Here is a 12,593-nt window from a genome sequence, read left to right as displayed (position 1 = left end):
TTGCGCGCGGCCCGGCGGTTTTCCCTAAAAATCGTGTTTACGGATATTCGACAGGATCTTTTGCAGGGTGCCGACAAATGCCTGGCGTTCTGCACCGCTGATCCCGGCAAACATCTGACTGTAGCTCTGCGCCATATGCGGCCAGAGCGTCTCGAAGGCGGTTCGTCCCGCATCGGTTATGTAGACATGCACCGCCCGGCTGTCGCCGGGATCGGTTTCCCGCCGCGCAAGTCCGTCGGCGACCAGCGAGTCGAGCGCGCGCGACAGGGTCGATTGCTCCACCACTGCGTAGACCGCCAGTTTGCGAATCTGGATGCCGTCCATCACCGACAGCACGGCGAGCGCGCGCATTTTCGGCGTGGTCAGTCCGAGCGCCGCCATTTCATCGCGAAGGCTCGCATTGTAGCGGCCCATGATGCGGTTCATCAGGTACGGCGCGAAATTCTGCAGCCCGATTTCGCCCAAGCGGGGCGTCGCGGGGACATTTTCGTCGATGGCTTTCGGTTGTTCGTTCATGCGCCCATCCTCTTCGCAAGCAGATAACCCGATCCGCCGCCGAGGCCGGGCCCGGGATGGGTCGAGGCGCCGATATGGTGGAGATTGCGGATCGCGGTGTCGCCGTTGACCGAATGGGAAAACGGACGCCAGATGAAGAACTGATCGATGGAGCAGGCACCGCCATAGGGATCGCCGCCGACGAGATTGATATTCATCGCGGCGAGATCCGCCGGCGAATAGGCGCGGCGTTTCAGGACCAGCTTGTCGAAATCCTTGATGTGGCGCGCGAGGATCGCCTCGATCCTGTCGGCAAAGGCCTCGCGGGTCGCTTCCGTCCACTCCGGACCGGTCTCGATCTGGCCGGCGGCATCGCCCTTGATGACGCGCGGCGCATCGGGGATCTGCAGCCAGAGAATGGCCTTGCCGTCCGGGCAGCGCGTCGCGTCCAGCCGGTGTGGCTGGCCGACGCAGATCGTCGGCGTTTCGGGCAGCATGCCGCGCTCGGCCTCGTTCGCCGATTTCGAAACCGAGTCGATCCCGTCCGCCAGGTGGATCAGCGCCACCTGGTCGAGACCGGGGCTAAGCCATTCCGGCGCCCGGTCCAGCGCGTAATGTAGCTGGAAATCGCCACGCCCGTGGCGAAAACTGTCCGTGGCCGCCTTTTCGGCGGGCAGGTCCTCGTCGCGCAGCAGCCGTTCGTAAAGCTGTCCCGGCGCGACCGATGCGGAAACATGCGACGCCTCGATGCGTTCGCCATCCGACGTTTGCACGCCGCAGGCTTTGCCGCCCTCGACAATGATGCGGTCGACGTCGACGCCCGTACGGACAACGCCGCCGCGTTCCTCGATCAGCGCCTTGAACGCCCCGGTCGCCTGTCCCGAGCCGCCCTTGACCACCGGCGCGCCGGCGGCTTCGAGCGCGAAAGCGATCACCTTGCCCATCTGGCCGGAATAGGTCGATTCCGGCGTCAATCCGGTATGCAGCACCCAGGGGGCCCACAACGCCTGCACCATCGGCGACGCATAGGTCGTCTCCAGCCAGCCGCGCGCAGGAACCAGCGCGCGGCCCATCCAGGCGGCAAGCCCCCTGAGCCCCTGCTTCCAGGCCTGGCCGGCCATCAGTTTCAGCGTCGACCAACTCCACAGCGAACCGCCCAGAAGCGCGAACAGGAACGGAGCGTCGGCCTCGATGGAACCGACATCGCTAGCATGCCGGTCGCCATCGCCCGCCGCCAGGGCGTTGAATGCGGCGACATTCGCCGCCCGGTCGGTCTTCAGGACGAGACTGGAACCGTCGGGCCGCAGCACGGCCGTCGGATCGGGCGTGTGGCAGAATTCCAGCCCGTGCCGCGCCAGGTCGGCGCCGAGCTCGGCATGGGCCGGAGAAGTCAGGAACAGCACGAAAGTCGCGGCCATCACGTCATGCCGGAAACCGAGCAGGGTAATCTCTTCGGTGCGCATGCAGCCGCCGAGGGTGCCGGCGCGTTCCAGCACCAGCACCTTTTGTCCCTTGCCCGACAGCATCGCCGCGGCAACCAGCGCATTGATGCCGGATCCGACGATGACATGATCGAACCGCGCCATCGCTTAGCCCTTCGGCGCCAGCGCCAGTGCCCGGATCGGGCTGCCGGTTCCGTTGACGATCTTCAACGGCGCAACGATCAGGATCGCGCCCTTGGGCGGCAGCTTGTCGAGATTGCAGAGACTCGCCAGTCCGTAGCGGTTGGCTGCGTGCAACAGGTTATGCGCCGGGAACGGCGGGGTCATGCCACCGGCCTTGCCGGCATCGGTGCCGATGCACTCGTTGCCCCAGCCGATCGCGCCTTTCGACAGGACATACTCGATGCAGTCGACATCGGGTCCCGGCGAATGCGGGCCGTTCTCGTCGGCATTGAGGAATTTCGCCTCGTCGTCATTTCGCTTGTACCAGTCGGAGCGCATCACGACCCATTCGCCCGACTTGATTTCGCCGTGCTCGGCTTCCCATGCCTTGACGCCGTCGGCGGTCAGCAGGAAGTCCGGGTCCTTGGCGACCTCGGCCGAGCAGTCGATCACGTTGACGGGCGCGATCAGGCGCTGCATCGGGATCGTGTCGGTATAGCCGTCGGGATAGTCCTTGCCGGTGATCCAGTGGTGCGGCGCGTCGAAATGCGTGCCCGAATGCTCGCCGATCTTGAGCCAGTTCCAGGCCCAAAACGGCCCGTCCTTGTCATATTCCGAGATCCGGTGGATCTCGATCTTCGGCGTATCCACCGCCAGTTCCGGCGGCAACTTGAGAAGCGGCGTGTCCGGGCCGAGCGGTCCCGTCAGGTCAACCACGTCCACGCCGCCCGATAGCAGCATCGCGCCCAGATCTTCCAATAAAGTCGCTGAAGTCATGTCGGCTCTCCCTGTACTGCGCGGCACGCATGGCCGCCCCATTCCTGTGACCAGAATACGCTAGACAAATTTATATGCATTTGCAATTATCAATCCGGGCGAGATGGAGCATTTTGTGCAGAACAGCTATGATGCAGTCATAATCGGGGCGGGACACAACAGCCTCGCCTGCGCCGCGCATCTTGCGGCCAAGGGCTGGAGCGTGGCCGTTTTCGAACAGGCCGCCATTCCCGGCGGCGCCGTCAAGACCGGTGAATTCAGCGCCCCCGGATTCCGTCATGACTGGGGCGCAATGAATCTCTCTCTCTTCGCCGGATCGCCATTTTTCGGGCAGTATGGCCCGGAATTGCAGGAAAACGGGCTGGAACTCGCGCCGGTGGAAAATTGTTTCGCCAGCGTGTTTCCCGACGGATCGTGGCTAGGTGTCAGCACCGACATGGCGGTCACCGCCAAACGGATTGAGGCATTCTCGGCCCGCGACGCCGAGACATGGAAAGACCTGGTCGGCAATTTCCCCGCAGAGGCCGAGCACCTGTTCGGGCTTTTGAATATGCCGATGAAAAAATATGCATTTGCATCTTTTGTCATCAAGCTACTGCGCAAGAAGGGCTTTTCGGGAAGCGCCGATCTGGGCCGTTTCCTGATGTCGTCACCGCGCACATGGCTGACGGAAACCTTCGAGAGCAACCAGGTGCGCGCCATGCTCGCTGCCTGGGGCATGCATCTCGACTTCGCACCCGACATCGCCGGCGGCGCGCTGTTTCCCTATCTCGAAGCGATGGCCAACCAGAGCTTCGGCATGGTCCTCGGCAAGGGCGGCGCCGACACCATGATCCGCGCCCTGACGGCGATGATCGAGAAAAAGGGCGGCGTCATCGAATGCGGCGCCCGTGTCGAACGCGTGATTCATCGTGACGGCCAGGCCTCGGGCATCGTCCTCGCCGACGGCCGCGAGATTACTGCCCGCCGCGCTGTAATCGCCAATGTCGCACCCGGCGCGCTCGTCGACAAGCTGCTCTCCGGCCAGTCCGGCGATACCGGCTACGACAGGAAAATGCGGGCGTTTTCGCATGCGCCCGGCACCATGATGCTCCACCTTGCGATGGACGCCCTGCCCGGCTGGTCGGCAAGCGAAGACCTTGCCCGCTTCGCCTATGTGCATCTGGCCCCCTCGATGGACCAGATGGCGCGCACCTATGCGCAGGCCAAGGCGGGGCTTCTGCCGGCGGAACCGGTCATCGTGGTCGGCCAGCCGACTGCGGTCGATCCGAGCCGGGCACCCGAGGGAAAGCATGTCCTCTGGCTTCAGGTCCGCATGGCGCCCGCTACGATCACCGGCGATGCGAAAGGCGAGATCGCGGCGTGCGACTGGGCCGAGGCCGCCGAACCGATGACCGAACGCGCGCTCGACATTCTCGACCGTTACGCGCCCGGCGTCCGCTCGAACATCATCGCCCGCCGCATCGTCACGCCGCTGGAACTGGAAACGGACAATCCGAATCTCGTTGGCGGCGACCAGGTCTGCGGCAGTCACCACCTTTCGCAGCATTTTCTTTTCCGGCCCGCCCTTGGCCGAGCCTCGGGCGCCACCCCCATCAAGAACCTGCACCTTATCGGCGCAGGTGTCTGGCCAGGCGCTGGCGTCGGCGCCGGATCCGGCTATCACCTCGGCCAGAAGCTGGCCGGGGCCTGACGCGACGAGACCGATAATGACAAAACAGGGAGCCGTATAATGACCAAACTGAGCCGCCGAAGCCTACTGCAAATGACCACCGCCAGCATTGCGCTTGGCGGTCTCTCAATCCCCAGTTCAGCCGCCGATATCGGCGAACTGGTAATCGCCTACAACGTCAATCTGCCGTCCTGGGACCCGACCGTCGGCCCGTCCGCAGTGAATCCGACGATCCAGGGCATCTACCAGTCCGTCTTCGACATGTTCATCGCCCAGAACACGGATCTGAGCTTTTCGCCGGGCCTGATCACAGAATGGGGCTGGAACGACGACCGTACCAAAATCCACATGACGGTCCGCGACGGCGTCACCTGGCATGATGGCAGCCCGTTCAGCGCCGAGGACGTGGTCTGGTCGCTGGAGCGCGCCGGCAAGCCCGAAACCGGGAACCCGATCCAGTTCATCTGGGGCAATATCGGCAACTTCTCGATCGACGGAAACAAGATCACGGCCGACGTCATCAATTTCGACCCGACCATCTTCAAGTGGATGTCGTTCCTGACCGGCTACGTGATGCCCAAGGCATATTACGAGAAGGTCGGCGCGGAAGGCTTCGAGGCCGCACCGATCGGCACCGGCCCCTACATGGTCGAGAAATTCGAGCGCAACGCCTTCGTCCGCCTGAAGGCCAACCCGAATTACTGGGGCGGCAAGCCCGACTTCGATACGGTGACGATCAAGTTCGTGACTGACGCTGCCAGCCGCGTCGCCGAGGTCGAATCGGGCAATTCCCACGTCACGCTGGAAATGCCTTACGAGGAATATAACCGCCTGAAGGGCGGCCCGGCGCTTGCCGGCGTCGCCAAGCCGATCTCCGACATAGGCATGATCTTCATCAACGATATCGACGTGATGCTGGACAGGAACGTGCGTCTTGCCTGCTGCCATGCGATCGACAAACAGCTGATCATCGACAAGCTGCTTTCGGGCTACGGCGTCCCGATCGATACGCTGCAGACCCCGGAATACGAGGCCTATGATCCGTCGATCAAGGTGCCCTACGATCCCGAACTCTCCAAGAAGCTGCTGGCGGATTCGGGTTACTCGGTCGACAATCCGGTGAAGTTCACGATCCAGACCACCAAGGGCTTCAAGCCCAAGGATTACGAGATGATCCAGGCCATCGTCGGCCTCTGGCGCAAGGTCGGCATCGAGGCCGAGATCGAGGTCTACGAGATCGCCAAGCATTACGAACTGCGCGCGGCCGACAAGCTGGCGCCCGCGGCCTTCTACAACTGGGGCAACGCGGTCGGCGATCCGACGACATCGACGGGCTTTGCCATGTTCGGCCCCTCGCCGCACTCGGTGTGGGACGGACAGGACCTGATCGACATGATCGGGCCGCTCTGGGGCGAGAAGGACGAAGCCAAGCGCATTGCCGGCTGGAAAGCAGTGGACAAGCACATCGCCGAGGAAGGCGAAGTGATCCCGCTGCTGCAATATGTGCAGCCGATCCTGTTCGACAAGCGCGTAGTCGTCACCCCGCACGCGTCGGGCGCCTTGTTGCCGCATCTGATGAAGCGCGCGTAATCAAAAAGGCGGGCCGCTGTCTTCGGCGGCCCGTCCCATTGGAAAACGACCCCCTTGGCCCTGTTTCGGACAATTCTCCTGCGGTTGCTGACCACCACCATCACGCTGTTCGGCGTAGCGGTGATCGTCTTTGTCGTGATCCGGGTCGTGCCCGGAAACCCCATCGCCATGATGCTGCCGCCCGGCGCGACCGATGCCGACATCGCCCGCCTGCAGGCGCTTTACGGCCTCGACAAGTCGATTCCGCAGCAATTCGTGATCTGGCTTACCGGCGTGATGCATGGCGATTTCGGCACCTCGATCTCGCTGCGGCAGCCGGTCCTCGACCTGGTCCTCGGCCGTTTGCCGGCCACGCTGGAACTCTCGATCTTCGCCCTTGTGATCGCCGTGGTCATCGGCGGGTTCATGGCGCTGACCGGTACCAGGCTGCGCGGCACCCGCGTCGAGGCGGGGATCGACGTCGCCAACGGCATGGCGCTGTCGGTGCCCGACTTCCTCTGGGGGCTGATCCTGATCCTCCTGTTCGGCGTTCTCGTACCGATCTTCCATATTTCCGGCCGGATCTCGCCCTCCATCGACTTCCCGTTCATGACCAATTTCTACGTCTTCGAAAGCGTTGCGCGCGGACGGTTCGACATCTGGGCCGATCTTCTGGCGCACATGTTCATGCCTGCGCTGGCGCTGGCGATCCCGCTCGCCGCGATCATCGGCCAGCTCCTGAAACAGTCGCTGAAGGAAACCATGCATCTCGATTACGTGACGCTGTCGCGCACCAAGGGTTACGGCGAGAACCATGTCATCGTGAAGGAGGCGCTGCCCAATGCGGTGCTGCCGACGCTGACGCTGATCGGCGTCCAGTTCACCTTCCTGATCGGCGGCACCGTCATCATCGAGCGCCTGTTCTCTTATGAAGGCCTCGGCAACATGGCGATCGATGCCGTGGTCAATCGCGACCTGCCGCTGATCCAGGGCATCGTCATCCTGTTCGCCCTCATCTTCACCGTGGTGAACCTCGTCGTCGACATGACCTATGCCGCGCTGAACCCGAGGCTGCGCCATGCTTGACGGCCGCAGTGCAATCAAACGCCGCGCCGGCCTCCGGCTCTGGCTGTCGGGCGGATGGCTTCTGCTGATCGTTCTGGCCGCCATTCTCGCGCCCTGGATCAGTCCGCAGGACCCGCTCGCGCAGGACCTCTTCGCCGCGCGCACGCCGCCCTTCTGGGAGGCGGGGTCTGAACCCGGCTTCTGGCTCGGCGCGGATTCGCTTGGCCGCGACGTGCTGACCCGCATCCTGTACGGCGCCCGCATCGCCTTGATTGTTGCCTTCGTCGCCGGCACGCTGACATGCGCCGTTGGCGCGGCGCTCGGCCTGATCGCGGGCTATTTCCGCGGCTGGGCGGATCGCATCGTCTCGCGCCTCGTCGACATCTGGATGGCCTTTCCGCCAGTCCTCTTCGCGATCCTGCTGATCGCGGTTCTCGGCACCGGCCTGACCTCGATCATCATCGCCATCGTCGTGATCGACTGGACGCGTTTCTGCCGCGTCGTGCGCGCCGAGGCGATGAACCAGGGTCAGATGGATTACGTGGCCTCGGCGCAAGTCGCCGGCATGTCGCGCCTGCGTACCATGTGGGCCGAGATCCTGCCGAACGTCCTGCCGACCATCGTGGCGCTGCTGTCGCTCGAAATGGGCATCGCGGTCATCGTCGAGGCGATCCTGTCCTTCGTCAACCTGTCGATCTCAACCGACAGCCCGACCTGGGGCGGCATGATCGCCGAGGGCCGGACATCGATCCACCAGGCCTGGTGGGTGCTGGTGTTCCCGCTGTTGACCCTGTTCCTCACGGTCCTGTCCTTCAGCCAGTTCGGCGAAGGGCTGAAGGACCGCTTCGATCCGGTGCTGCGATGACCGGGTTCCTGTCGATCCGAAACCTCTCCGTCGTCCTGGCCGGCACGCCGCACCGGCTGCTGCGGTCCGTTTCGCTCGATCTCCCCGCCGGCGAGGTGCACGGGCTGGTCGGCGAGAGCGGCGCCGGAAAAAGCATGATCGGCAAGGCGATCCTCGGCATCCTGCCGCGCGCCATCGAGATCGCCGAGGGCGAGATACTTCTCGACGGTCAGGATCTGCTGCAACTGCCGCCGGCCGAACGCCGCCGGCTGGTCGGCAAGACCGCCGCGCTGATCCCGCAGGACCCGCTGACCGCCCTCAATCCCTCGCGCCGGATCGGACCGCAGATCACTGACCGCCTCGTCGACATCCTCGGCTGGAAGCGCGCACAAGCCGAAGCCCGCGCGGTCGAATTGCTGGCAGAAGTGCATATCCCGGATGCGCCGCGCGTCATGCGTTCCTATCCGCATGAACTGTCGGGCGGCATGCGCCAGCGCATCCTCATCGCGTCGGCCTTCGCCGCCGAGCCGAAACTCATCGTCGCCGACGAGCCCACCACCGCCCTCGACGTGACCGTGCAGAAGCAGATCCTCCGCCTGATCGCCGAGATGCAGAGCCGGCACGGCACAGCGATCCTGTTCGTCACGCATGACCTTGGCGTCGTATCGAAGGTCTGCCGCAGCCTGTCAGTGCTCTATGGCGGCAAGGTGGTCGAGGAAACCGAGGTGCGCGCCTTCTTCCGCGGCCCAAAACATGCCTATTCGGCGGCGCTGCTGGCCGCGACGCCGAAATACACCGATCCCGACACATCGCTCACGCCGGTGCCCGCGGAAGTGATCGCCGCCGTGCAGGCGGAAGTGGAAGCAGCCGATGGAGAATGGCGCCATGTCCGCTGACGCCCCGCTCTACCAGGTCCGCGACCTCAGGCTTTCACTGCCCGACATGACGAGCAAGCCGCTGTTCGGCCCGCGCCCGCGCATCGAGATACTCAAGGGCCTGAGCTTCGATATTCCGAAAGGCGAGGTCGTCGGCATCGTCGGCGGGTCCGGTTCCGGCAAATCGACGCTCGGCCGCACGCTGATCCGGCTTCTGGACCCCTCGGGCGGACAGGTCATCTTCGACGGCACGGACATCTCACACTTGCATGAGGATGCATTGCGGCCGATGCGCCGGCGGTTCCAGATGATCTTCCAGGACCCGATGTCGTCGCTCAATCCGCGCCGGACCGTCAGCGCGATCATCGCCGCGCCGCTCAAGCTGCAGGGTTTCGACCGCGTCCGCGAACGAGCCGCCGAGGCGCTGGATCACGTCGGCCTGAGCCGGTCCTTCGCGACCCGTTATCCGCATGAACTGTCCGGCGGCCAGCGCCAGCGCGTTGGTATCGCCCGCGCCATCGCCACACGGCCGGATTTCATCCTGGCGGACGAAATCGTGTCGGGGCTGGACGTCTCCTCGCAGGCGCAGGTGCTGAACCTGCTGGAGCAACTGGTCGCGGACCTGAACCTGACGCTGGCATTCATCAGCCATGACCTGTCGGTGATCCGCAGGCTCTGCACCCGGATCATCGTTCTGCGCCATGGCGAGATCGTGGAAAACGCTCTGACGCCTGAGTTGTTTGGCGCGCCCCAAGCCGACTATACGCGCGAACTTCTCGACGCGATCCCCCTGCCGGATCCGGATCAGGTCTGGATCTAGGAACGCGTCAGCCCGTCGATCTCTGAGACACCGCGGTGGCATCCCAGGAGCCGCGCTCCGTCAGCCATCTGGAAGCGTTCTTGATGCCGCCGAACGGGAAGACATGGACCTGCTTGATCGCCGAGCCGGGATTTTCCAGCACGTGATTTTCGATCGGTCCGACAACGCTTTCCGGCGAATGGCTGGTTGCCAGCGTGGCCAGCGAGCGGGTTCTCTTCTTGAAGAAATCGAGCGAATTGCCGACGCCGCACATGGCCGCGTATTTGACCAGCGTCGTGATCTTGGCCGGGCCGGCGACGCCCAGATGCACCGGCAGGTCAATGCCGTGGGTCCGCAGCCCCTCGGCCCAGTCGACGAATTTCTCGCCGTCGAAACCGAACTGGGTGACGATGCGCACCCGCGCTCCGGTGCGCTCGCCGAACGACTTTTTCAGCCGCAGTGCCTCGACCGCCACTTCTTCCGAGAAATCCGGGCTTCCTTCCGGATGGCCCGCGATTCCGACATGGGTGATGCCGTATTTGTCGAGGAAGCCGGTCTCCAGCACCTCCATCGTGGAGGAGAATTCGCCGGCGGGCCGCTCAAGGCCGCCGCCGATGACCAGGATATCGGTCACGCCGGCATCCTGCGTCGACGCAATGATCCGATCTTCCAGCGCGGTCCGGGACGTCAGTCGCCGCGACGCAAAATGCGGAACCGGCTTGTAGCCGAGATCGTGCACGCGCTTGGCCGCCTTGACGAGCGTTGCCGTCGGATCGGTGCCGATATCGGTGATGTAGACCCGCACACCCGCCGGAAACAGGCCTGGAAGGTCCGCCGACTCGAGCGCCTGCTTGGGCGAAATCTCGATCGAGGCGCCGATCTTTTTCGGTGCGCCGTCCCGTTTCAATTCTGTCGTGTTCATGTCGTTGTCTCCTTCCCCGAGATGTCGTCTCCGCCTGTCTTCAGGAGAAGACGACGGTCTTTCGTCCGTTCAGCAAAACCCGGTCTTGCAGGTGATAGGTCACGGCACGCGCCAACACGCGGCGTTCGATGTCGCGGCCCTTGCGTACGAGGTCATTTGGCCGGTCGGCATGGGTGACGTGTTCGACGTCCTGGCTGATGATCGGTCCCTCGTCGAGATCCTCGGTGACGTAATGCGCCGTCGCGCCGATCATCTTCACCCCGCGCTCATGCGCCTGGTGATACGGCTTGGCGCCCTTGAAGCCGGGCAGGAACGAATGGTGGATGTTGATGCAGCGGCCCGAGAGATAGGCCGAGAAGTCATCCGACAGGATCTGCATGTAGCGCGCCAGAACCACCAGTTCCGCGCCGGTTTCCTCGATCACGCCCTTGATCCGTGCTTCCTGCTCCGCCTTCGTGTCCCTGGTGATCGGCAGGTGGAAAAAGGGAATGCCCTCATGCAGCGTCAGGTTGAGCGCCGAACTCGGATGGTTCGAAACGATGCCGGCGCACTCCATGTTCAACTCGCCGATACGCATCCGGTAGAGCAGGTCGCCCATGCAGTGATCGAACTTCGACACCAGGATCAGGACGCGCCGCCTCTGGTTCGCGGGCCTGAGCGTCCATTCGAGACCGAAGCGCTCGACTTCCGCGGCAAAGCCGTCGCTGAATCTTTCGATCGGATCGTTCATCGAGAACGCAACGCGCATGAAGAACTTGCCGGTTTCCTGATCATCGAATTGCTGCGCCTCGTTGATGTTGCCGCCGGCGCCGGCAAGCCGTGAGGCAACGGCGGCAACGATCCCGGGCCGGTCTTCGCAATGCAGTGTCAAAACGTATTCGGTCATTTTCTTTCCATGCGTTGGTGGGTCGGCGCCGTTTGGTCCGGTTGACTAGCCGTTGCCACCACCAAATCTGCGGTCCAGCCATTCCATGATAGCGGCCGTCGTTTCGGCCGGCCGCTCGACCGGCGCGAAATGGCCGGCATTTTCGATGATCGCGAGTTCGGAATCCTTCACCGCCGCACCGATTTCCTCGTGCTGGGCGATCGGGCTCCAGCCGTCTTGCCGCGCCGCGATCAGCAGCACGGGGCAAGTGATGTCGTTGAGATAGGCGCTGGCATTCGGACGGCCGATCAGCGCCCGGATCTGGCGCTCGTGCTGATCCGCGTCGGCGCGCAGCACCATCGCGGTAAGGTCCGCCATCAGCGCCTTGTCGCCGGCGCGCGCCGGGTCGAGCATCGGCGGCAACCAGGTTTCGGCGAGCTTCGCCATGCTTTCATGGCCGAGATCGATCATCGCCTGGCGCTTGGTTTCTTCGCCTTCACGCTTCGGGTGATGGCCGGTATTCGCCAGCACCACCCCCCTGACGCGCTCGGGCGCGATCCGCGCCATTTCCATCGCGATGCGCCCGCCCATCGAATGGCCCACAGCAATCAAGGGCCCGTCCGTCTCGGCGAGGATCGTCTCCGCCATGCCCGTGATCGACGTGCCTTCGGACACGTCGGCTTGATACACCGCAAAGGAGCCGGCGGCGGCATCGGCGACCGGCTGCCAGACGACGGCGTCGGATATGAGGCCAGGGATGAGTACGAGCGTCGTCACAACGCGTTTCCGTCAACAAATCGCTTCGAGGCGGTGAGATGTTCAGCAGGTGATGTATACATGATATCGCCTTATAACTCGAATTGCGTACCAGTTCAACTCGGCATGGCAAACGGTGTATACACTGCTGCCCCTTTTACGAACGAAGAGACATCACGCGCCGAACGGACACGGGAAGGGCGGGAATTGGCCGCCGTTCAACCGCGGGGCACTGATGATCGGAGCCGCCGATAGGCCCCCGGTACAGGCTCGTACGCGTCTCCCTTTTCGGACATTGCGGCCGGCGCAACCCCGTAAAAAGCGGCGCCCGAGCGGTAGACGAACGCTTT

Annotated in this window: 12 protein-coding genes; 6 read left to right on the top strand and 6 right to left on the bottom strand. The window is 63.7% G+C overall.

Annotated features, from left to right (window positions below; genetic code table 11):
- Positions 1 to 24 precede the first annotated feature (24 nt).
- The 3 genes from IG169_RS05310 to IG169_RS05300 are packed head-to-tail and all read right to left on the bottom strand — an operon-like array spanning position 25 to position 2,876.
- Positions 25 to 516, bottom strand: a complete 492-nt coding sequence (locus IG169_RS05310) for a MarR family winged helix-turn-helix transcriptional regulator (RefSeq protein WP_193175124.1) — start codon at positions 514 to 516, stop codon at positions 25 to 27.
- Complete coding sequence (locus tag IG169_RS05305; RefSeq protein WP_193175123.1) at positions 513 to 2,081, bottom strand: phytoene desaturase family protein; 1,569 nt, start codon at positions 2,079 to 2,081, stop codon at positions 513 to 515. Before IG169_RS05305 ends, IG169_RS05310 begins: the two co-directional genes overlap by 4 nt.
- A gap of 3 nt (positions 2,082 to 2,084) precedes the next feature.
- Complete coding sequence (locus tag IG169_RS05300; protein ID WP_193175122.1) at positions 2,085 to 2,876, bottom strand: cyclase family protein; 792 nt, start codon at positions 2,874 to 2,876, stop codon at positions 2,085 to 2,087.
- A 115-nt stretch (positions 2,877 to 2,991) separates the two neighbouring features.
- On the opposite strand from IG169_RS05300, the gene IG169_RS05295 reads away from it, so the two are divergent.
- From IG169_RS05295 to IG169_RS05270, 6 genes are read left to right on the top strand one after another with little or no spacing between them, the layout of a single operon-like run.
- Positions 2,992 to 4,569, top strand: coding sequence for a phytoene desaturase family protein (locus IG169_RS05295; protein ID WP_343225581.1), 1,578 nt, complete (start codon positions 2,992 to 2,994; stop codon positions 4,567 to 4,569).
- 39 nt (positions 4,570 to 4,608) lie between these two features.
- On the top strand, positions 4,609 to 6,138 hold the full coding sequence (locus IG169_RS05290; RefSeq protein WP_193175120.1) for an ABC transporter substrate-binding protein: 1,530 nt from the start codon (positions 4,609 to 4,611) through the stop codon (positions 6,136 to 6,138).
- A 60-nt stretch (positions 6,139 to 6,198) separates the two neighbouring features.
- Entirely contained in the window at positions 6,199 to 7,203 is a 1,005-nt protein-coding gene (locus IG169_RS05285; RefSeq protein WP_210325873.1) for an ABC transporter permease, read from the top strand.
- On the top strand, positions 7,196 to 8,047 hold the full coding sequence (locus tag IG169_RS05280; protein WP_193175118.1) for an ABC transporter permease: 852 nt from the start codon (positions 7,196 to 7,198) through the stop codon (positions 8,045 to 8,047). Before IG169_RS05285 ends, IG169_RS05280 begins: the two co-directional genes overlap by 8 nt.
- Positions 8,044 to 8,922: an ABC transporter ATP-binding protein gene (locus IG169_RS05275; RefSeq protein WP_193175117.1), complete on the top strand. Its 879-nt coding sequence runs from the start codon at positions 8,044 to 8,046 to the stop codon at positions 8,920 to 8,922. Before IG169_RS05280 ends, IG169_RS05275 begins: the two co-directional genes overlap by 4 nt.
- Positions 8,912 to 9,721, top strand: a complete 810-nt coding sequence (locus IG169_RS05270) for an ATP-binding cassette domain-containing protein (RefSeq protein WP_193175116.1) — start codon at positions 8,912 to 8,914, stop codon at positions 9,719 to 9,721. The genes IG169_RS05275 and IG169_RS05270 overlap by 11 nt, the downstream gene beginning before the upstream one ends.
- 7 nt (positions 9,722 to 9,728) lie before the next feature.
- Here the strand turns inward: IG169_RS05270 and IG169_RS05265 are convergent, their stop codons facing one another.
- Genes IG169_RS05265 through IG169_RS05255 form a run of 3 tightly spaced genes read right to left on the bottom strand, consistent with a single transcriptional unit; the run spans position 9,729 to position 12,264 of the window.
- Entirely contained in the window at positions 9,729 to 10,622 is an 894-nt protein-coding gene (locus IG169_RS05265) for a methylenetetrahydrofolate reductase (protein ID WP_193175115.1), read from the bottom strand.
- A gap of 40 nt (positions 10,623 to 10,662) precedes the next feature.
- Entirely contained in the window at positions 10,663 to 11,508 is an 846-nt protein-coding gene (gene purU / locus IG169_RS05260) for a formyltetrahydrofolate deformylase (protein WP_193175114.1), read from the bottom strand.
- A gap of 45 nt (positions 11,509 to 11,553) precedes the next feature.
- Positions 11,554 to 12,264, bottom strand: coding sequence for an alpha/beta fold hydrolase (locus IG169_RS05255; protein WP_193175113.1), 711 nt, complete (start codon positions 12,262 to 12,264; stop codon positions 11,554 to 11,556).
- Positions 12,265 to 12,593 lie beyond the last annotated feature (329 nt).

It is taken from the genome of Oricola nitratireducens (assembly GCF_014904745.1).
Taxonomy (GTDB): domain Bacteria; phylum Pseudomonadota; class Alphaproteobacteria; order Rhizobiales; family Rhizobiaceae; genus Oricola; species Oricola nitratireducens.
The sequence above is the reverse complement of the archived record's forward strand: the minus strand, read 5'-3'. Positions and strand labels throughout refer to the sequence as shown.

Excerpts from the sequence above, each read along its gene's own strand:
- purU (WP_193175114.1), bottom strand. The coding sequence starts at position 11,508 with ATGACCGAATACGTTTTGACACTGCATTGCGAAGACCGGCCCGGGATC.
- IG169_RS05310 (WP_193175124.1), bottom strand. The coding sequence starts at position 516 with ATGAACGAACAACCGAAAGCCATCGACGAAAATGTCCCCGCGACGCCC.
- IG169_RS05305 (WP_193175123.1), bottom strand. The coding sequence starts at position 2,081 with ATGGCGCGGTTCGATCATGTCATCGTCGGATCCGGCATCAATGCGCTG.
- IG169_RS05265 (WP_193175115.1), bottom strand. The coding sequence starts at position 10,622 with ATGAACACGACAGAATTGAAACGGGACGGCGCACCGAAAAAGATCGGC.
- IG169_RS05300 (WP_193175122.1), bottom strand. The coding sequence starts at position 2,876 with ATGACTTCAGCGACTTTATTGGAAGATCTGGGCGCGATGCTGCTATCG.
- IG169_RS05275 (WP_193175117.1), top strand. The coding sequence starts at position 8,044 with ATGACCGGGTTCCTGTCGATCCGAAACCTCTCCGTCGTCCTGGCCGGC.
- IG169_RS05280 (WP_193175118.1), top strand. The coding sequence starts at position 7,196 with ATGCTTGACGGCCGCAGTGCAATCAAACGCCGCGCCGGCCTCCGGCTC.
- IG169_RS05290 (WP_193175120.1), top strand. The coding sequence starts at position 4,609 with ATGACCAAACTGAGCCGCCGAAGCCTACTGCAAATGACCACCGCCAGC.
- IG169_RS05270 (WP_193175116.1), top strand. The coding sequence starts at position 8,912 with ATGTCCGCTGACGCCCCGCTCTACCAGGTCCGCGACCTCAGGCTTTCA.